Genomic DNA, 21280 nt, shown 5'->3' with positions numbered 1-21280 from the left:
GGTATTCACCTTTATTCGGCCGCTGTTTGCGGCTTAATTATTCTGGTTGCGCTGAATTGCGAGCGAAATTCGCTCGCAAGGCTTACGCTAAAATTTCGATTAATGCAGCGATTATCTGATCGGTTTCGGCTTCATTGGTGAAACTGAACCGGATCGCATCGACCAAACGTGGGTCACGGTAGGCGCGCGCCACAATACCTGCGTCTTTCAAGCCTTGGCTGACCTTGGCGATATCCTCAAAGTAGGCCAATACAAAGTTGGCACCAGTTGGAACTACCGTTGCTCCGAGCGCTTCAAGCTCATCTGCCAAGCGCTTACCTTGGGCTTTTAACAGCTCAACATCGGCCAACATATTGCTAATGCCATCATCGCTCAGGGCGTTTACGGCCAAGGTTGATACCGGCAATGGTACGGGATACGGGGCAATTACCAACATGATAATGGAAATCACATCAACGTTAGCCATTAAGAAACCACAGCGAGCGCCTGCCAACGCGAATGCTTTTGACAGGGTACGCAGGATCACCAAATTCGGGTAGCTGTCTAACAGTTTGGCCACGCTATATTCTGGGCAAAACTCGATATAGGCTTCATCGACTACGACCAACTGATCTGGCAGTTGATTCAGCACTTGCTCGATACGCTCAACGCTAAGCACTGTGCCGGTTGGGTTATTGGGGTTACAGATAAACACCAACTTGCAGCCTTTTACACCGTCAATGTCGTCAGGCAACTGGTAATCTTCGGTCAGGCTTAACGCGTTCACACCCACATTAAAGGTTTTCGCGCTGATGCCATACATGCCGTAGGTTGGGCCAAAAATGGCAATACTGTCGCGGCCAGGAATACAAAAAGCGCGGATCAGCAGTTCAATCGCTTCATCAGCACCACGACCACAGACGATATTGGCAGCGGGGACCTTGCTGTATTTGCTGTATGCGTTAATTAGCTCCGGCGGTTGGCATTCTGGGTAGCGGTTCAAACGCGCCAATTCGGTACGGTTAAACGGACTTTCATTGGCGTTGATCCAGATATCGCCACGGCCGCCGATGCGGCGCGCACTTTGATAGGGTTCTAGATCTAGTAATTCAGGGCGAGCGAGGCGTTCAGCCAGATTTAAGTTGCTCATTTCAGTTGCTCCGACCAAGTGTTCGCTTCAGCTTCAATGGTTTGTAAACGCAGTGCGACAGCATTTTTGTGGGCATCTAACTGCTCAGCTGCTGCCAAGGTCATTACCGCTTGACCCAGATTTTGTAAGCCGGTGGCAGACAACTCTTGTACGGTAAAGCGACGTGAGAAATCCGCCAAACTCAGACTTGATACGGTGCGGCTATAACCATAAGTTGGCAGCACGTGGTTGGTACCGCTGGCGTAATCGCCGACTGATTCTGGGGTAAATCGACCTAAGAACACTGAACCTGCTGCGCGGACGAATTTTAATACTTCGCGTGGCTGGCAAGTTTGAATGATCAAGTGCTCTGGGCCATACAGATTTGACACCGCTGCCGCTTGGCGCATGTCATCTACTAACAGAGTACGGCTGCAAGACAGTGCTTGAGTGGCAATTTCAGCGCGTGGCAGTTGGGCCAACTGTTGTGCCAGTTCCACTTCAACCGCTGCGGCGAGCGCTTCACTGTCTGTCACCAGCATCACTTGTGAATCTGGGCCGTGTTCCGCTTGCGATAACAGATCTGCGGCAATAAATGCAGGCGAGGCGTCTTTATCAGCAATCACCAGCACTTCAGATGGCCCAGCGGGCATATCAATGCTGACGCAAGCACGCGAATCTTGTGACACTTGGCGTTTCGCTTCAGTCACAAAGCGGTTACCCGGGCCAAAGATTTTATCGACGGGCTTAATTGATTCTGTACCAAATGCCAAGGCTGCAACGGCTTGCGCGCCGCCCGCTTGATAGATTTCATTCACACCACACTCAACCGCAGCGTAGATGATGGCATCGTTAATCGGGGGTGGGCTGATCAGCACGCGGCGCTCGCAACCGGCGATTTTGGCAGGCAGCGCCAACATCATCACGGTGGAGATCAGTGGTGCGCTACCACCGGGAATATATAAACCGACTGCTTCAATCGCTTCACTGCGCAGTTCGCAGCGGATCCCCGGCTGAGTGTCCAAGGCAATTGGTGTTGGCTTTTGCGCTTGGTGAAAAGTGCTGATATTTTGCATCGCTTGCTGAATTGCGGCTTTCAGTTCATCGCTGACGCGAGCACAGGCTTGTTCGATTTCGTCAGCCGCCAGCTGAATGTTAGCAACCTCAGCTTTATCAAACTTGGCAGCATACTCCCGCAGTGCGCTGTCGCCGTTGGCAACCACAGTGTCGATAATCTCTTTGACTGTGACTTCAAGCTGTTGGTCGCCCACCAAAGGCGAGCGGGTCAGCGCGGCTTTTTGCGCTGCGCTGTCCAGTTGATTCCAATTGAGTAATTCCATTGCCATTATCCCATCATTTTTTCAATTGGCATCACCAGAATTGAGGTGGCGCCTAATGCAGTCAGCTCTTCCATGGTGTCCCAGAACAGGTCTTCACTGCTTACCGCGTGGATTGCAACGCGGTTGGTGTCATCGTTCAATGGTAAAACGGTTGGGTTTTCGGCACCTGGCAGCAGCGACACAATTTTGTCCAGCTTATCGGTGGGTGCGTGCAGCAGAATGTATTTGCTTTCACGGGCGCGAATCACACCGTTGATACGGCTCATCAGTTTTTCAATCAGGGCTTGCTGTGCTGGGTCTTGGGTTTGGGTGGATTGGATCATGCAGGCCATCGAGCGGAAAATTACATCGGTTTCGTACAGACCGTTGGCTTCAAGGGTGGCTCCAGTAGACACCAAGTCGCAGATACCATCTGCTAAGCCCGCGCGTGGTGCAACTTCTACCGAACCTTTGAGCATACAGTCGCGATATTCAATGCCTTGTTGGTTCATATAGCGGCGCAGCAGGTTAGGGTAGCTGGTGGCCAAACGCATGCCTGCAAGGCTTTGTGGGCCGTTATATTCCACTTCGTTGGGAACGGCTAATGAAAGGCGGCAAGCACCAAAATCCAGTTGACGCAGCTTGTTCACTTCAGCGGCTTTACCCAGCGCTTCACGATCCAGCTGCTCTTCTTCCAGCACGTTTTCACCCACGATACCGAGGTCAACCACACCGTCCATCACTAAGCCAGGAATATCATCATCACGTACGCGCAGCAGGTCGATTGGCATGTTGTCAGCGTGGGCAATAAGACGTTGTTCATTCACGTTAAATTTAACACCACACAGCTTGAGCAGCTGTTGTGATTCTTTCGACAAACGGCCTGATTTCTGGATGGCGATTCTGATGCGTTTCGATGTAGTCATTGTGCTTTTCCCTGATTGTTGATTCGTAAAATTTGGCCCAGATAAACAAAAAACCCCCGGAATTCCTTCCGAGGGTTTTAAGTGATCTTGAATCAACCGCCAGAAGGAATACACCTTCGGCAGTCAGCTCCGAAGGCTACCGCTTATGATGGTGGTGATGGTGGTTGCCGAACTGGAACTGATACATGAATTTAAATCCTGTTTACTAAACTCTCGTGCATTCACCAGAGTTGAAATTTGTTGGTGTTGGGCAATCTTGGCCTCAACAGCGTGGAGATAACTTAATCCGTTCATTTTTATTTTGCAACCACAAATAATAGTTTTTTAAGCTTTTGTGCTTGTGAAAGAATTTTTCGCAATAAATGTCACGCTTGATTACGGATTATCGCTTGTGGTCGCTCTATAAAAAGCGATAATTCTGCGATAACACGACTTTGGTCGCCAAGTTAGTCGCTATTACCTCAGCTTTTCGGGAGTTATTTATCAGTCGCTTACAGCAAGAAGTCAGTCGAGTTTTTAGCGCCAATGGGCCTCTTTCTAGCGGTGTGCGTGGCTATAAAATTCGTCATGAACAAGTGACCATGGCAGATGCTGTGGCCGCCTTGCTGGCCAAAAAAACGTTTGCCAAGACTGAGCCACAACATTCCTCAGCGAAGGCGAATTCGGCAGCCCAAGCGACTGCAAAAGCGACTCCAACAGCAACGGAAAAGCCAATCAAACCACTGGTGTTAGAGGCGGGCACAGGTGTCGGTAAAACCTTTGCATATCTGGTGCCTGCGCTGCTGTCTGGCCAACAAGTGATTATCTCCACCGGCAGTAAAAACCTGCAAGAGCAGTTGTTTTATAAAGATATTCCCGCACTGCTGGAACTGCTGCAAATCTCCCCCAAAGTCGCGTTGCTCAAAGGCCGCAATAACTATCTGTGCCAACTGCGGCTGGAGCAACAGCTCAACGGCGCACAGTCGCTGGATGAGCGCGTATTAGATGATCTGCTGCGGATCCAGCTGTGGTCAGCATCAACGTCGGACGGCGATCTCGGCACTATTGCCAGCGTGTCGGAACAATCCAACGCACTGCCGCTGGTGGCTTCCAGCAAAGACAGTTGCACCGGCAAACGCTGCGCCCATTACGACAGCTGCTTCACTCGCAAAGCACGGCAGAAAACCCTCGATGCTAAGCTGATTGTGGTCAATCACCACCTGTTTTTTGCCGATTGGGTATTAAAAGACACCGGCTTTGCTGAACTCCTGCCCGATGCGGATGCACTGGTGTTTGATGAGGCGCACCAACTGCCGGACATTGCCGTCAGTTATTTTGGCCAGCAGCTATCACTTAACAGCTTGACACGCATGCTCGAACGCATGGAAAAACTCTATGAAGCCGATTTTCGGGATACGCCGCAATTGGGTGAACTGATTCGCCGCCTGATGACCCGTTTGCGCGATTGGGGCATGAACCTGACCAATCGCGACCTGCAAGATTGGCGCATGGTGCTGGCCGATAAAACCCTTGCTAGTCAAAGTTGGCAACTGCTGGATGAATTTCACAGCTTGGAGCGAGTGTTACTCGGGAATGTGGGGCGCCATGACGATCTCGATGATTACTTTGAAAAGTGGCAGGAACTCACCGGTAAATTCAATCATTTTCTCGCCTGCGATAATCCGCAAGCGGCCTATACGGTTGAGCCAAGTAAAGACTTGCCGTTACTGCGAATGGCACCGATTGATGTGACCAAAGAGTGCCAAGCATTGTTTAATGCTGATAAGAAATGGGTGTTCACCTCTGCCACCTTGCAGGTCAATCGCTCGTTAGCGCACTTCAGTAAAGGCATGGGCTTAAAAGATTGCGATGAGCTCATTCTCGATAGCCCGTTTAACTACCAGCAAAACGCACTGTTTTGTGTACCAAGGCAACTCGGTGATGTGCGCAGCAACAGCGATTATCAATTTACGCGCTGGTTAGAGATCTGCCTGCAGGCGATTAACGCCGCCAAAGGGCGTACTTTTATTTTGTTTACCAGCCATCGCATGCTTGAGAAAACCGCGCTCGCCTTACAAGGCCGCTGTCACTATCCGATGTTAGTGCAGGGCACTGCAAGTAAACAAAGCCTGTTGAAAAAATTCCGCCAACTCGGTAACGCCGTGCTGCTCGGCACAGGCAGTTTTTGGGAAGGCGTCGATGTGCGCGGCAAGCTGTTATCTTGTGTCATTATCGATAAGCTGCCCTTTGTTTCCCCTGACGATAACCTCTACCGCGCCCGCGCCAATGCCCTCAGCCAACGCGGCGGTGATCCTTTTCGCGACATATCCCTGCCACAAGCTGTCATCGCCCTTAAACAAGGTTTTGGCCGCCTCATCCGTGATGAGCAAGATGCAGGTGTATTAATCCTCTGTGACAACCGCATCGTTAACCGCGACTACGGCGCCGCGTTTCTAAACTCATTGCCGCCAATGGCGAGGACACGGGATATGGCACGTGTTGTCCATTTTTTGGAGCAAATCAAATAACTGGGGTTATTTGATTTGTGGGGCGGTGGGAGTTGGCTGAACGTTGAGAAGTTCTTTGGTAGCAACTCATTTGCTGATTGTTTTTAGGCAGTTAATTGCCTGCGGTGGGAATTATCAGTGTTATCCTGTGATATTTGTGGTTGACGTCAGATAAAAAAATAAAAGCTCTAGTGTCCCAAAGTACTGAGCATAATGATTTTCCCCGTTTAGAGTCAGTTATGTGATGCATTGCTAGTTCTACCAGACTAATTTTGAACAATTTTTTGTAATGGCATAGGGTAAGAACAATAGTGAAAATCTATGGTGAATTGAGCGATGTTTAATATTAAGCACAGTAATTTAGTATTGTACCAATCAATCTTTTGCTCAGTATTGATGGCATTTTTATTTGAAGTGTTGGTGATTTTTTCTGTTGTTGGATTTCCTAAGCCCTTTTGTTTATACCAATTCTGGAGTCCGACACATTTCTCGCTCATCAGTCCATTTTTATTGGTATTAGCGCTAAATGTGATTTTCTTTAGTTTTTTTATATTTATTAATTTAATGCGTTTAAAAGAACAGTCATTGGTAAATATTTTGATTTTACTATTTGGGATAGTTTTTTATTTTATTTTGTTTCGAGCATTGTTTTCACTATGGATGAGTATTGAAGTTGAAAAGGGAAATATGTCTCCACGAGCTTTTATGCTGAATACTGGCTACAGTTTAGCAGAATTAGATTCAATGTGGAGTCCAAAATTTGAACATTTTGAACATGCAAGTTACTGCGTGTTGAAATACGATAAAGAATATAATGCTACTAAGTGACAATGCGTAAGTTGGATCGCTGCTATATTTTCGAGATACCTTTTAGTTAGATAAATGATCGTGTTTACTTAGCGATATGACTCCTTATCACTTTTTTCTAGTGGAAAGTGGATATGGACTGATGTATGGATGGTGATGGAAAATTTATGTCAGTAGCTATTTTGGGGTTGATAAAAATCTTAGGAAGTAACATCATATTCTGATATAAATTAAACTATTATGGAAGAATCTGATGTGAATGATAATAGTGAAAATGACGCACGTTCAAACTTCATCGATTCATGCAAAAATTATAGGGAAATAAAATATTAAGATTGATGGTTGTTTTGTTGTTACTATTTTATAGTTCATCTTATGCATCTCCGTTAAAAAATTGATGCCGAACAATAATCATATTCAAGTTAAGATATTTTTTTTGAACTTAACTTTGAAAATATCAGCGAGATACCTTTATGCTTTATAAATTGGTCTAAAACTGATGTTAAAGGCTTTGTTGATGAAGCACATGATTTTTATATGGCAAGGACGGATGGAGAACAGGTTAAATGGTTGTTCACTTCTGCCATGGAAAAGCGTCTACCTGATGTATCCATGAAGGAAGTCGCTGTATTAATGCCTAGAGAAAAAATAAAGAAGAACTACAATCTGAGTGTTTCATATTTATTGGGGTCTGGTACTTATAATATATTTTATAAAGTGGTTTATTTAGGCTGTTCAGTATTGAGTAAACCTAGAGAATGGTCTGAACTTGGTATTATTGGTACACCTAAGACATATGCAGCATTTAAAAATTATGAAGGTGTAGATTATTAAAATAATATTAGTGAAAATTTTGAAGATTTGAATGATTTTTATCATACATCCACTATCGAAAATTTTTCTATAAATGTTAAATAACAATTTTGGGTATGTTTATTGTTTAATTCGCGCTTTTGCAAACGAAGTTTGATATGGCGAAGCCATAATCTTTCCCACGCGTTAGCGTGAAATGGCGTCAGTCATTCAGCAATGCAACCGCAGGTTGCTAACCATTAAACGTTACCGCTTATCCCACGTTTCCAATCTTGTTCCAAATTAGTTACCTATCCAGCGCAGATCCGCCGCCATTGGCAAGGAGACTTGACTTGGCAGGTGTTAGCGACTTGTGGGAGCAAATAAACTCACTGAGTTATTGGCGTTATCTGTCATAGGTGTTGCTAGTTTGTGATGTTTGTTTCTGTTTGTTTTTTGAACGCCTGATAGCGTTAGTGTGGTGCTAAATTACTGCTTGTGTAGGCGAGTTATGCATTCATACGGTAGAGGAAGGGACGTTTTACGACGATCAATGCTGAGGATATTCAGGTTGGCATCTGCAATCCGCAACACGTGCTTAGATAAAACCCAAACCTTGTCTTCTGCTTTACTTGAGTTCTGAATCAACTCGACTAGGCTAAAATTACATCAGTTGACTGATCGCATACCTAACGTAAGAAAACATCAATAAATCATTCACTAAGGACTCGGTGGATCCAATGCTAGATGGTGAGCAAAAGCCGGCGAACAGTGCGGCTCATTTCAAAAAAATGTTTGTAAGCCAATACCTAGGTTTTCGGCATAGCATTTCGATGCAGTTGGGTGTGTGGGTGGTGACGATTGTTATTTTAATCGTATTATCCTTGGGCGAAGTTGTGGGACGCTTTGTCCAAGAGCAAATCAAAAAAGAACAAAGTTTTTGGCTAAACACACTGGCATCGACCATGGCGAGTCGTTTACAGCAACATATGCTAAGTGTGTCCAAACAGGTGGTTTTGCTGGCAAATCTTCCTCAAATGACCGACAGCAGCGTTCCCCTTTCTGAGAAACAGCTACTGATGCAACGGGTGCGTGATGCCTATCCACAGTTTACATACCTTGGAATCACGGATGCCAACGGCGTGATTCAGACCGACATATTTGGCTTACTTGCTGGCAAAAATGTTGCGCAAAGAGAATGGTTTATTAAGGGTCAGAATGGACTGAGCTTTGTCGATGTTCATGATGCGTTTCTACTGGCTCAGCACTTACCCAAACCCAAATATGGTGATGGCTTATTACGTTTAGTGGATATTTCCGTACCAATTATTAGTAATAAGGATCAATTTTTGGGGGTGCTCGGCGCCCATTTAAGTTTGGATTGGGCCTATGAGGAAAAAAACCGGCTGCTTGATAAGTTAGAGAGTACGGCCGTTCAATTACTTATTTATAACTCTCGCGGCGAGTTGTTACTGAGTTCTGAAGTATGGAGTGATGAGAAGCTACCGGCGTTCACTCAATTCAAATTTAATCAAAATCTGTCACCACAAGTAATGCGTTGGCCAGACGGACAGGACTATTTGAGTGCTACTGCCGTTGTTAGCGCAAGCAACAACACAGAGTCGTTAAACTGGCGTGTTGTTGCGTACAAACCTGCTGCCGTTGCATTTGCTCCCGCCATTGCTCTTCATAACAGAATCCTATGGCTCGGCTTACTATTTTCGCTGATATTAGCTGCACTATTGGGTCTATTTATTCGGTTTAAGCTGGCTCCGCTTAGACTTATCGACCAAGCTGCTGAACAGTTAAGGCAAGGCGAATTAAACACGCAAATCCCCAGTTTTTCAGGCGAAAGTGAAATCGCACGTCTGTCACGCTCGTTGTCGAAACTGGTCAATGAGCTGCAGCAGCAAAACACTGAGCTAAGGCTGAACGAAAGGGTTTTTCAGAATGTCAGACAAGCGATAGTTATTCTGGATGCGGCTGGCAAAGTGGTGCGAGTGAATTCATCCTTTGAACAAATCACTGGTTACCCAGCAGAAGAAGTGGCGGGTGAAAGCTTCAGAATGTTGTATTCGAGTCGTCACAGCAAAAATTTCTATGACCAGAACTGGGCGGATGTGTTTCGCAATGGCATTTGGAGCAACGAAGTGTGGTATCGGCGCAAAGACGGTTTTGAGTATCCGGCCATGTTAAGCCTGACTGGGTTGCATAGCGAAACTGGTGACGTGAGTCATTTTGTGGCGTTGTTTGAAGACATTAGTGAACAGCTGTTACAGAAAGAGCGGCTGCTGCAGTTAGCCAATTTTGATCGTTTGACAGGTATTAGTAATCGTTATGGTCTCGAACAAAAATTAGCCGCCTTGGTGCAGCAAGCTGAGGACGATAATAGTGTTTTTGCATTGTTACTTGTTGATTTGGATAATTTTAAAAATATTAATGATTCGGTTGGACATGCTGCTGGCGATCAGGTTTTAAAATTGGTGTGTCAACGCTTCGATGGTTGCTTAGATGAGAAAGTTACCTTAGCTCGCTGGGGAGGAGATGAGTTTGTGGTATTGCTCCCTCGAGCAACGGTGGCGGAGGCAATTAATCTAGGTGAGCGTTTGTTGGCAATGTTGAAATTGCCGTTTGTTGTCGACCGAGTTCATCATTTTGTCAGTGCCACGATTGGTATCGCAACCTACCCAGAAAGCAGCAAATTTGTTGGCGATCTATTGCGTTGCGCCGATGCAGCCATGTATCTAGCGAAGAAGCTAGGTAAAAACCGAATTGAGGTATATCGCAAGGAAATCGATCAAGCATTAAGTGACTTTTTAGTCATTGAAAACCGTTTAAGGTTTTCGCTAAATCAGACTGAGAATGGCCTTGCGCTGGCCTACCAACCACAGTTTTCAATGGACGGTGAACAAATTATTGGCGCAGAAGCATTGCTCCGTTGGCATGACACTGAGTTGGGCAATGTTGGGCCCGATCGCTTTATACCTGTGGCCGAACAAACACAATTAATCTCTTTGATAGGTAAATTTGTTATAGAACAGGCATTAGCTGATTACCAACGTTTGCAATCTTCAGTTAATTTTCCTTTTACGCTGTCATTAAACATTTCGCCTGTTCAACTTACTGACGACGATTTTTTACCAACTCTTGAAGCCTCCGTTAGTAAGTATCGCCTTGCTCGCCAATCCATCTGTTTAGAAATTACCGAAACAGCGTTGATGACAGAAAAGTGTAAAGTTACCGAATTACTTAAGCAGATTAAGCAGTTGGGATATTTGGTATCGATTGACGACTTCGGCATTGGCTATTCATCGCTGCAGTATCTTAGCACTTTCAAGCCGCATGAAATCAAAGTAGACCGCAGTTTTGTGCAAGCTATCGACACCGATGAATTTAGTCGAAATATTGTGGTGTTTACTATGAGTCTGGCCAAAGAGCTTAATCTGATCCCTATTGCCGAAGGTGTAGAATCAACCGCACAAATGAATACGCTCAGAAGTATCGGCTATTTTAATATTCAAGGTTATTTGTATTCCAAGCCATTGTTTTATGATGATTTTTATGACGTGCTTCAACAATTCAATACAACCATTCCACAACAGACTAACTCTTAATGAATTGTCACGATGTTAAGAATTGATGCCGAAGAGGGTCTTCACTTTCTGTTTTTCAATAGAAACACCAAATTAGCTGTTGGCTGAAGGCACTCTCCAAATCCACATCTAGAATGTCGTCTGCGACTTTCCATTGCCATCTTGTTACAAATTAGTGACGTCTAACGTTACGATCGCCCGTCGTTAATTGTTAAAAATGTTATACCATAGCGTTTTTGTTTCTTTTGCCCCCCAATACGTTAGAAGGAAATCGAATGAGAGCGCGACAAACGCGTCTGCTATGGTTAGCGCCAGTACTCGGCTTACTGGTTGTTCCAACTAGTTATGCAGCAATACAACAAACCAAAGGCGACTTTGAAGATAAGTTTCGACAACTAGATGAAGTGCTGCCAACCCCCAACGTTTACCGCAACGCTGCAGGTGAGGCGGGTCATCAATACTGGCAACAACAAGTCGACTATGTGATTAACGCTAAACTCGACGAAAACAAAAAACGCATTGATGCATCTGAAAAGATTACTTATCACAACAACTCACCAGACACGTTGAAGTATTTGTGGATCCAGTTGGATCAAAACAAATTCCGCCCGGATTCGATGTCAGCGCTGACCGATACCTTTGGTGGCAACAGTGGTCGTGGCCCTGCAACCCAAGCCGCCAATGGCAATAGCCCGGCTAAATTGAGCTTAGACGCGCTGCGTCGGCAGCAGTTTGTGGCTGACCATGAGTTGGGTTATGAAATCAAATCAGTCACCGCTGACGGAAAGGCATTGCATTATGTGATTGTTGGCACCTTGATGCGGGTCGATTTGGCGTCGCCGCTGAAATCAGGCAAGTCAGTTAAATTTGCTATCGATTATGGCTATAACATTGTTGAAGAAGATGCGGTATCAGCCCGTTCTGGTTACGAGCATTTTCCTGATGACAAACGCGAAGGCGGCAACGATATCTTTCTGTTGGCGCAGTGGTTCCCGCGTTTAGCGGCTTATACCGACTATGAAGCATGGACCAATAAAGAGTTCTTGGGGCGTGGTGAATTTACCCTAGAATTTGGCAATTATGATGTGTCGATGACGGTGCCAGCAGACCACGTAGTATCTGCTACAGGTGTGCTGCAAAACCCGAAAGATGTGCTGACCAGCGTACAACGCGATCGTCTTGAGCAAGCTAAAACAGCTAAACGCCCAGTGTTTATCGTGACCGAGGAAGAAGCGCTCGAAAACGAGAAAGCGGGCACTGATGAAACCAAAACTTGGCGCTTTAAAGCCGACAACGTGCGCGATTTTGCTTGGGCATCTTCACGTAAGTTTATGTGGGACGCCAAAGGCATTGAGCAAGACGGCCCGCAAAAGCATGTGATGGCAATGTCGTTCTACCCGAAAGAGGGCGGCGATTTGTGGAAGAAATACTCCACTGAAGCCGTGGTGCATACGCTGGACGTGTATAACCGTTTCACCTTCAACTATCCATACCCAACTGCGCAGTCAGTCAATGGCCCTGTCGGCGGTATGGAATACCCAATGATCTCCTTCAACGGCCCGCGTACCGAGCTGCAAGATGATGGTTCGCGTACCTATTCACTGGCTGAGAAGCGTTTTCTGGTTGGGGTGGTCATTCACGAAGTTGGCCATAACTACTTCCCAATGGTGGTGAACTCGGATGAGCGCCAATGGACTTGGATGGATGAAGGCTTAAACAGCTTTTTAGATGGTGTTGCTGGCCGTGAATGGGACCCTAAAATCCCATGGGGTGTGGAGCCGCGCGATGTTGTAGGTTACATGAAAGGCTCATCGCAAGTGCCAATCATGACCCAATCTGACTCCGTACTGCACTTAGGGCCAAACGCCTATACCAAGCCAGCGGTGGCGCTGAATATTCTGCGCGAAACCATTCTTGGCCGTGAGCTGTTTGATTTTGCCTTTAAAGAATATGCTCAACGCTGGATGTTCAAGCGGCCAACGCCATCTGACTTTTTCCGCACCATGGAAGAAGCCTCTGGGGTTGATTTGGATTGGTTCTGGCGTGGCTGGTTTTACACTACCGATCATGTCGATATCTCGATTGACCGCGTCTACAAATTGCGACTGGACACCAAAGATCCAGACATCGATTTGCAGCGTCAACGGCAGGCCGAGCAAGATAAGCCACAATCGTTGACCGATCAGCGTAACCGCGAAGAAGGTCGCAAACTGTGGGTGGATCGTTTTGAAGATATCAAAGACTTCTACGATGAAAACGACCAGTACACTGTGACCAACAAAGACCGCAACAAGTACCGTGAATTCTTGAAAAAGCTCAAACCATGGGAACGAGATACGTTGGAGCGCGCCGTACGTGAAGACAAAAATTACTATGTGATGGACTTTAGTAATTTGGGTGGTTTGGTGATGCCAGTTCTTTTGGAGCTGGAATTTGCCGACGGTACCAAAGAGTCTGTGCGTATTCCGGCGGAGATCTGGCGTCGGAGCCCGAAAGCGGTATCTAAGCTGATTGTGACTGACAAGAATAAAGAGCTGGTGAGTGTATCAGTTGATCCGCGTTGGGAAACTGCCGATGTGGATGTCGAAAACAACTACTACCCACGCCGCATTATTCCGTCACGCATTGAAGCGTATAAAGACAAGAAGAGCGAAGACCGCGTCAAGATGGATTTGATGCACGACATCAAAACTGAGCTGAAGAGCGACGAAGACGCGAAAAAAGACGCGAAAGATGAGACCAAGCATGACCACTAAACCGCTGCGTATTATTCAGCTGAGTGTTGCGCTGCTGCTATTGATGGCGGCGCAAGTTGCGTTCGCCCATCAGATCAAAGCGGCGATTACTACGGTGCTGTTTAATCCGCGCACGCAAAACATCGAAATTATGCATCGGTTTAACCTGCATGATGCGGAGCACGCGGTAAAAGCCTTGTTCGACAAAAAGGCGGATATTCTTGGTGATAAAGCAACTCAGCAAGCGTTTGCCGACTATGTCGCGCAGCGTTTTGCGTTGTTAGATGCGGATTCAGCGCCACTGGCGCTGAAAACCGTCGGCTTTGAAATCGAGGGTAAGTTTTTCTGGGTCTATCAGGAAACGGCGCAGCCGCCAAAACTCGAAGGTCTCACTATTCGTCACAATGCGCTGCGTGATTTGTGGCCAGCACAGATCAACACGCTCAACGTCGAAGGGCGTGGTGATATTCAAACCCTGACGTTCCGCGACAACATCGAACTGCTAAGCGTTGAATTTAAACACCCTCACTAGTCTTTGCATTGCAACCTTGTGGCATGCCATCAAATTGCCTAGTCAGTAATTAAACTACTTGGTGATTTGGTTGGCATGGCCTACCTCCTCGTTCTATTTCGTTAAGCGTAAATCATTGTGAATTAACCATCAGAAATATTTTCAAAGAATTGCCCGTTCAGCCAATGGGTTTTCTGCGCTTTGCTACACTTTTTTAACTAGTTTCTCTCTGATGGAAAAGTCATTATGAATTGGCGCGACATGAAAATTGCTTGGCGAGCTGGCGTAAGCTTTGGCTTGATTGCTGTAATCATGATACTGATGGCTGCATTCGCTGTGCAGCAGATGAATCAGCTTAATAATGCATCGACAGAGATCAATAACAACTGGCTGCCCAGTGTCAGACAAAACTCCGCCTTGTTGTACCTTACGCAAAAGCTCCGTGTTTCTGAATTCACTCATGTACAGCAGTCCAGAGAAGAGGACATGCGTGCGACTGAGCAACAGTTCGGCGTCATTATGCAGGATGTTGAAAAATCGGAAGAGCGCTATCGTCAGCTTATCGATCCCGAATCCAATGAAGAAAAGCAACTGTTTGAGCACTATCGTCAAGCGAAACAAAATTATCTGAAGCAGCATGAAGAGTTTTTGAACATTTCTAAGCAAAACCTCAATCAACAGGCCTTTGCCAAATTAATGGACATGGAGCCGACTGCTAAGCAGCTCGAACAAGCGCTGCAGGAGATGATTGAATTTAATAACAAAGGTGCGACAGAAGCGAGTGACGCTGGCGATAGACGCTACGAATTCGCCATGACGGCCATTGGTGTTGTGCTATTGGTAAGCTTTACCTTGATGGGGCTGATTAGCGTGTTGTTTACTCGCAGCATAGTGCGACCGCTCGCCGAGGCCATTGAAAGCGCTGAGGCCGTCGCTGGCGGAAATCTTAACCATGTCATTAATAATAGGGGCTCTGATGAGCCTGCTGCCGTCATGCGTGCAATGCAAAATATGCAGCGGCAGCTGAGAGATACTATCAGCCAGATCTCCAATGCTTCTGAAGCGCTATCAAGCGCCTCCGTGTTGTTAAATCGGCAAGCCGAATCTAACCAACAGGAACTCAATGTTCAAAATGGCGAGATCCAATCAGCTGCTACTGCCGTCACTGAAATGACCAGCGCGGTAGAGGAGGTTGCTCTCAACGCGCAGTCTACCTCTGATGCAGCAGAAAAAGCAGAGTCTTCTGTTCAGCTTGGCTTTGCACAAGTTGAACAGACCACTGAGCAAATTGTCGCGGTAGGTAAAGAAATTACCCGTTCTAATCAGCTATCAAGCGATCTAGCGCAACGCGTCGATGATATTAGTAAGGTGCTTGATGTGATCCGTGCCATTGCGGAGCAAACGAATTTATTGGCGCTCAACGCTGCCATTGAGGCAGCAAGAGCTGGCGATCAAGGCCGCGGTTTTGCCGTTGTTGCGGATGAAGTGAGAACCTTGGCCCAGCGTACTCAGAATTCTACGGCTGAAATTGAATCGACAATAAGGCTGGTGCAGCAGGAATCACGTCAAGCGGCTGATGCGATGCAAAAAAGTCATCAGCAAGCGCAGGCGATGGAGCAAAATGCTCGCGCGACCCGGCAAAGTATTGAAGAGATTGCGTCGCAAATTAAAGACATTAGTCAACGCACATTGTTAATTGCCAGCGCGGCAGAAGAACAGGCCGCGGTATCAAGAGAAGTAGATCAAAACCTCAACAATATCCAAGGTTCATCGTCAACCATTACTGATGGTGCGAAGCAAACAGCAATCGCCAGTACTGAGCTACAGCAATTGGCGCAGCAATTAAAAGGCTTAGTCAGCCGCTTCCAGTTTTGAGATAAGATGTTGTCCGTGGTGATGAGTAAGGTGCTCATCACCATTTAACTTCAATTTCGACCATTGTGAACACGCATAGGCTGAGTTCGCTTCTCGCTGACTCCGCTGAGAATGATAAATGGCACCTAGTAAACAATGAGCGTTGTCAAAAGCCAATGTTAGTGTTTTCCTTCATGCTGATGAATGATGGCTATTTGGCCTTGTAACTAACGTTTTATAATGGGCGTTATGTACGGTCGTACGATTCTCGGATGTTCCCTACACCATCCTTCGATTAGATGAACTTTGCATGATTTAAACGATGAGTGAAAGACGAGTGAAAGCGTAGCGCATTTGCATTGAGTTATCGGTTATTATGGCTGTACTCACAGTACGTTATGGATGAAAGAAAGTTAGCATGGCAAGCTCAAGTGATTGCGATAAAAAATTTCGTGTAACAGTAATCTATCGGGTTGAGCCGGGCTGTTTAGGGCCAACCGGCGTGGATTATATTGAGGAATTTTGCCGTTACGCCCAGACGGAATTTGAGGCGTTGGCCTACGAGGCGATGGATTGGTCCATCATTCCGCGCTACGACAAAAAGCTCCCTGAAATTCAATATCAGCTCGGTGGAAAGAATTTATCGATTGAAAAAGCGACCATCTATTTTGATAAACATGGTATTGATATTGAACGCTTTGAAGAGTTGTTAGAACTGAAAATCGCAGATTTGATTGAAAAGCACTTGGGGCGGCTGTAAACCAGAGAGTTATTAGTGTGTTATGGAAGTAAGGAACTGATAAATGGATGTAGCTAATGCGGTAAAACACGCGGTGAAAGGCAGTTGCGGCGGAGTGGTTGGCTATTGGCTTTACGGGCTGTTGAATGGTGTTCAAGATGCCAATTGGTATTATTTTCTGGCGGTGGCGGCCAGCATTTTTGTGGTGTTATTCAGTTATTATTGTGTTAAGTCGCGGGGCACCAACAAGACACACGTTGTGAACGAGTAGGCTTAACTGTATGGCACATAAAAAAGAAGGCCGTAGCCTTCTTTTTTAATGGGCGGAATAAACTAACGCTTAGGCTTGTTTATCTGCTGCTAACCATTGCGCGAATTGCTTGGTGTAGTAGCTCACAATCACGCTGGCACCAGCACGTTTGAAGGCGATAAAGTTTTCAGTCACGATAGCGCGTTCATCAACTGCACCGGCCATCGCCGCAAATTTTACCGCGGCATATTCGCCACCCACATGGTACGCCGCCAACGGCAGGTCAGTACGGTCACGTAGGCGCGCCAGCACGTCAAGATATGGCAGACCAGGTTTTACCATCAGAATATCAGCGCCTTCTTGCTCATCGAGCATTGCATCAACCAAAGCTTGGCGGCCGTCAGCACAATCCAGTTGGTAACCTTTACGATCGCCTTTAAGTTCACTGGCAACCGCTTCGCGGAATGGGCCATAGTAAGCTGAAGCAAATTTGGCTGAGTGCGCCAAAATCGCCACGTTTTCATAACCCGCGGCATCCAAACCATCGCGCATCGCACGGATTTGACCATCCATCATTGCAGAAGGTGCGAGCATGTCGGCGCCAGCTTTCGCCGCACATACCGCTTGTTTTACCAAGTTTTCAACGGTGACATCGTTACAGACGTGATGATGCGCGTCGATGATGCCGCAGTGACCGTGGTCGGTGTATTCACAGAAACAGATATCTGGGATCACAATCATTTCAGGCGCTGTGGCTTTAATGGTTTTGATCATGCGTGCCAGCAGGCCGTCGTCGTTCCAAGTATCGCTACCATTGGCATCTTTATGGTGTGAAATACCAAATGGCATGATGTAGCGTACGCCCAGTTGTTGCAGTTCTTTGATTTCTGCTTCCAACATGCTTTCTGGAAAACGGCTGATGCCTGGCAGAGTTTTGATCTCAACCGGCTCAGTGATGCCTTCTTCGATAAAAATACAATGGATCAAATCATCCAGATTGATGTGGTTTTCACGCACCATCGCACGCAGTGGCTCAGAGCGGCGCAAACGGCGCATACGGCGTAACGGAGCGACAAAACTTGTTTGGCTTTGTGACATGAGCTTTCCTTAGTTAAAGCAGTTGCGGGTAAAGCAAGCGAAAGGCGTACTTTACTTGAGATTGCTCTATTAGAGTGTGGTTCAGTAGAAACTGCTGAGAATATAAAGGCTTTACTTAAGCAAACTATGAATTCGATCACAAATGTTTTGTTCCGTTACCCGCAGTAGGGTGCGATAGCTGCACAAATCATCAGCAACCGAAAGCGTCGAGGGCGAATCTTAGCCATTGGAATCAATACGTTTGGTGGTATCATTGCGGCGTTTTTTTCATACCGCTGCGGTGACGGCGGTAAATGTTTAGGAATCGTCGATGTCGAATACTGCCACAACGCCCACTATTTTGGCGTTAGATACCTGTACCGAACTTTGCTCTGCTGCGTTGCAAACGGCAGCCGGAAGCTGGCATGAGAGTGCCAACGCGCCACGTGAGCATAGCCAGCGTTTGTTGCCGATGGTGCAAAGTTTGTTAACGCAGGCGGAGATCGGCATGGAGAATATCGGCTTGCTGGCGTATGGTCGTGGCCCAGGCAGTTTTACCGGCATTCGCATCTGCACTTCAATGACACAAGGGCTCGCCTTAGCCCGTGAAATCCCGGTGATTGGCATTTCAACCTTAGCGGCGATGGCGCAGCAGGCAATTGCTGAACACGGCGCCAGCCAAGTGCTGTGTGCCATTGATGCGCGTATGGGCGAAATCTATTGGGCGGCTTATCAAGCGGTTGACGGCCTTGCGGAAGAAGTGGCGATTGAGCAAGTGTCTGCCCCTGAAGCGCTGAGTGTGCCTTTTGATAATGAGGCGCCGGTCTACTGCTGCGGCACGGGATTTGAAACTTACCCAGAATTGCTGCATATTAAACCAACAATGACCTTGCTTGACGCCGTGAAATATCCCGATGCCAATGCTATGCTTGCTTTAGCCCAGCACGGTTGGCAGCAAGGGTTAGCGACCTCGGTTGATGAACTCAAGCCTGTTTATTTGCGTGACACTGTTGCGTGGAAAAAACTGCCGGGGCGTGAATAATCGGTGGGCAACACCTACCTTAATCGTGTTGTCTTCAAAATGGACTGAAACTTGATGGCGATTCCGACAGTATCAATTAACAATACCCCGCGACTGAGTCAGGCGGTGGCGGGCAATCGTCCGCAAGCCACTCAGGAAAAGGTGATACAGCCGGATGCGGTTCAACTTGCCGCTACCGATATCAGCATTGATGCTGATGTGATAAATGCCAAGTATCAAGCGCGCATGGAATATGACAGTGATACCAACACGCACTCCCAAGCCATCTCTCAATATCTATTGACTCAACATGCCGATCAGCGCGAAGCCATTTCCAAAATGGTTGGCGTCGATGTTTATGCCTGATCACCCACAATTAAATTCTTCGAATTCATTCAAACCCACCACACCTGGCCACGGTCAATTTGTGGTGGAGTTGCTGTTGGCGCTGGTGTTATCCAAGCTGCCGGTCGTCTCGATCCCGTTTAAATGGCTCGAAAGCTACTTTCATGAATTGTCTCATGCGTTAGCGGCGTTGATTTCAGGCGGGCAGGTGAGCCATATCGAACTGTTCAGCAATGGCGCGGGCTTATGTTATTCCGCCGGCGGCTGGCCGGTACTGATTGGCTTTAGCGGTTATGCCGGCGCAGCCACATGGGGCGCACTGCTGTATCTGCTGGCCTGTAGCCGTACGGCGGTGAAGTTCAGTTATTTGGTGTTTGGCATCGGCGTGTTACTCAGCATGTTGCTCTGGGGCCGCGATGTGCTGACTATCGCGATTATGGTGTCGCTGGCGGTGCTATTTTTACTGCCACTGAAGTTCTACAAAACGCTGATTATGCGCGGTGCGCTGCGGTTAATGGCACTGATTGTGTTGCTCAATGCCTTGGCGAGTCCTGCAGTATTACTGGGGATCAGCGATCGCGGTGATGCGGCGATGCTGGCAGATATTACCTTCCTTCCTGCGTTTATTTGGGTGCTGCTGTGGTTTGGTTGTGGCGTGTTCGCCTTGCTCTGTTGTTGGTGGCGAATTAATGCAGCGACTAAACAACTGCCTAATTAAGTAGCAAATTCTTCTATTTAATGAGTAAAAAGTAGAGTTGAGCACTGACAAACCTAAACAACTATGGCAACCTTCCGCCGCTGAATCACTGACCTTTGACATCGACGGTCAGCAATACGCCGCACTGGCATGGGGTAATAAATCTGCGCCAGTGCTGGTGGCTTTTCATGGTTGGCTGGATAACGCCATGAGTTTTGCGCCGCTAGCGCAATATCTGAGCGCTTCCTATCGCTTGATTGCCTTTGATTGGCCCGGACATGGACTATCTGATTGGCGCCCTGGCAGTTATCCGCTGCAATGGACCGATTATCTATTGGATATCGATCGACTGTTAGCTGCGTTGGATTGCCAGCCGCTCGCGGTGATTGGCCATTCACTTGGGGCAATATCGGCGGGTGCTTACGCTGCAATCTGCGGCGATACGCTACAGCAATTGATACTGATTGAAGCCTTTGCGCCGTTGAGCGAAGAGGCGAGCCATAGTCGTGGTCGCTTGCAAAAGAGTTTGCGCCAGCATCGCAAACCGCGCCAACGCGAAAAGCATTATGTGGATTTAGCCAGTTTAGTCAGCCAACGGCAGCAGTTAACCGGGTTAGAGCCAGGTTGGTGTGAGCTGATTTTAGATCGAAATTTGGGGCAAGATGCGCAGGGACGATTTTGGCGGATTGACCCAAGGTTACGTTGGGTAAGCCCGGTGCGAATGACCGATGCACAGGTGCAAGCCTTGATGAGCCCAGTGCGTGCGCCCACCTTATTGATAAGTGGCACCGAGGGTTATAAGTCACTGAACGACAATGTGGCATTAGCAAAAGCCTGGTATCAGGCGTTAACCCTAAGCCAATTAGCCGGGCATCACCATCTGCATATGGAAAATGCAGCAGCAGTTGCGAGTGCAATTAATTCGTATTTAAACGGGACAAAAGTCTAATGCCACGCGCTAGGATTCCTGCCATTTTTATGTGAAGATGACCGAAATTCAAACGGGCGTATGATTTTTGC

17 protein-coding genes and 1 other annotated feature are annotated in these 21280 nt (G+C 47.1%); of the genes, 13 read left to right on the top strand and 4 right to left on the bottom strand.

The window, feature by feature from the left end:
* Positions 1 to 82 precede the first annotated feature (82 nt).
* From hisC to hisG, 3 genes are read right to left on the bottom strand one after another with little or no spacing between them, the layout of a single operon-like run.
* A complete protein-coding gene (hisC, locus tag JYB87_RS10185) occupies positions 83 to 1129 on the bottom strand; it encodes a histidinol-phosphate transaminase (protein ID WP_207353397.1) in 1047 nt (348 codons plus the stop codon).
* Positions 1126 to 2448, bottom strand: a complete 1323-nt coding sequence (gene hisD, locus JYB87_RS10180) for a histidinol dehydrogenase (RefSeq protein ID WP_207353396.1) — start codon at positions 2446 to 2448, stop codon at positions 1126 to 1128. The genes hisC and hisD overlap by 4 nt, the downstream gene beginning before the upstream one ends.
* Before the next feature lie 5 nt (positions 2449 to 2453).
* Positions 2454 to 3353 (bottom strand): ATP phosphoribosyltransferase, encoded by a 900-nt coding sequence (gene hisG / locus JYB87_RS10175; RefSeq protein ID WP_207353395.1) that lies wholly within the window; start codon positions 3351 to 3353, stop codon positions 2454 to 2456.
* Between the two features lie 44 nt (positions 3354 to 3397).
* Positions 3398 to 3514: a sequence feature (His leader region), on the bottom strand.
* Between the two features lie 273 nt (positions 3515 to 3787).
* Here hisG and JYB87_RS10170 point away from each other — a divergent pair.
* From JYB87_RS10170 to JYB87_RS10130, 9 genes are all read left to right on the top strand, one after another.
* Positions 3788 to 5860, top strand: a complete 2073-nt coding sequence (locus JYB87_RS10170; RefSeq protein ID WP_407695812.1) for an ATP-dependent DNA helicase — start codon at positions 3788 to 3790, stop codon at positions 5858 to 5860.
* A gap of 315 nt (positions 5861 to 6175) precedes the next feature.
* Complete coding sequence (locus JYB87_RS10165) at positions 6176 to 6667, top strand: hypothetical protein (RefSeq protein WP_207353394.1); 492 nt, start codon at positions 6176 to 6178, stop codon at positions 6665 to 6667.
* 516 nt (positions 6668 to 7183) lie between these two features.
* Entirely contained in the window at positions 7184 to 7480 is a 297-nt protein-coding gene (locus JYB87_RS10160; protein WP_207353393.1) for a hypothetical protein, read from the top strand.
* Positions 7481 to 8178: 698 nt separating this feature from the next.
* Positions 8179 to 11052: a bifunctional diguanylate cyclase/phosphodiesterase gene (locus JYB87_RS10155; protein ID WP_228730006.1), complete on the top strand. Its 2874-nt coding sequence runs from the start codon at positions 8179 to 8181 to the stop codon at positions 11050 to 11052.
* Between the two features lie 254 nt (positions 11053 to 11306).
* Positions 11307 to 13787 (top strand): M1 family metallopeptidase, encoded by a 2481-nt coding sequence (locus JYB87_RS10150; RefSeq protein WP_207353391.1) that lies wholly within the window; start codon positions 11307 to 11309, stop codon positions 13785 to 13787.
* Complete coding sequence (locus JYB87_RS10145) at positions 13777 to 14298, top strand: DUF6702 family protein (RefSeq protein WP_407695811.1); 522 nt, start codon at positions 13777 to 13779, stop codon at positions 14296 to 14298. The genes JYB87_RS10150 and JYB87_RS10145 overlap by 11 nt, the downstream gene beginning before the upstream one ends.
* A 225-nt stretch (positions 14299 to 14523) precedes the next feature.
* Positions 14524 to 16152: a methyl-accepting chemotaxis protein gene (locus tag JYB87_RS10140; protein ID WP_207353390.1), complete on the top strand. Its 1629-nt coding sequence runs from the start codon at positions 14524 to 14526 to the stop codon at positions 16150 to 16152.
* A 397-nt stretch (positions 16153 to 16549) separates the two neighbouring features.
* Positions 16550 to 16891 carry a hypothetical protein gene (locus JYB87_RS10135; RefSeq protein ID WP_207353389.1) on the top strand — a complete coding sequence of 114 codons (342 nt, stop codon included), beginning with the start codon at positions 16550 to 16552 and terminating at the stop codon, positions 16889 to 16891.
* 43 nt (positions 16892 to 16934) lie between these two features.
* Complete coding sequence (locus tag JYB87_RS10130; protein ID WP_207353388.1) at positions 16935 to 17141, top strand: hypothetical protein; 207 nt, start codon at positions 16935 to 16937, stop codon at positions 17139 to 17141.
* A gap of 69 nt (positions 17142 to 17210) precedes the next feature.
* On the opposite strand, the gene hemB is transcribed toward JYB87_RS10130, so the two are convergent.
* Positions 17211 to 18218 (bottom strand): porphobilinogen synthase, encoded by a 1008-nt coding sequence (gene hemB, locus JYB87_RS10125; protein WP_207353387.1) that lies wholly within the window; start codon positions 18216 to 18218, stop codon positions 17211 to 17213.
* A 310-nt stretch (positions 18219 to 18528) separates the two neighbouring features.
* Here hemB and tsaB point away from each other — a divergent pair, with 310 nt between their 5' ends.
* Genes tsaB through JYB87_RS10105 form a run of 4 tightly spaced genes read left to right on the top strand, consistent with a single transcriptional unit; the run spans position 18529 to position 21209 of the window.
* Positions 18529 to 19239: a tRNA (adenosine(37)-N6)-threonylcarbamoyltransferase complex dimerization subunit type 1 TsaB gene (gene tsaB / locus JYB87_RS10120; RefSeq protein ID WP_207353386.1), complete on the top strand. Its 711-nt coding sequence runs from the start codon at positions 18529 to 18531 to the stop codon at positions 19237 to 19239.
* 54 nt (positions 19240 to 19293) lie between these two features.
* Positions 19294 to 19584 (top strand): hypothetical protein, encoded by a 291-nt coding sequence (locus tag JYB87_RS10115; RefSeq protein ID WP_207353385.1) that lies wholly within the window; start codon positions 19294 to 19296, stop codon positions 19582 to 19584.
* The gene (locus tag JYB87_RS10110) at positions 19529 to 20281 is read left to right on the top strand and encodes a M50 family metallopeptidase (protein ID WP_228729836.1); all 753 of its coding nucleotides are present in this window, start codon (positions 19529 to 19531) and stop codon (positions 20279 to 20281) included. Before JYB87_RS10115 ends, JYB87_RS10110 begins: the two co-directional genes overlap by 56 nt.
* A gap of 37 nt (positions 20282 to 20318) precedes the next feature.
* Entirely contained in the window at positions 20319 to 21209 is an 891-nt protein-coding gene (locus JYB87_RS10105; protein WP_207353384.1) for an alpha/beta fold hydrolase, read from the top strand.
* Positions 21210 to 21280 lie beyond the last annotated feature (71 nt).

The organism is Shewanella avicenniae, assembly GCF_017354945.1.
Taxonomy (GTDB): domain Bacteria; phylum Pseudomonadota; class Gammaproteobacteria; order Enterobacterales; family Shewanellaceae; genus Shewanella; species Shewanella avicenniae.
The sequence above is the reverse complement of the archived record's forward strand: the minus strand, read 5'-3'. Positions and strand labels throughout refer to the sequence as shown.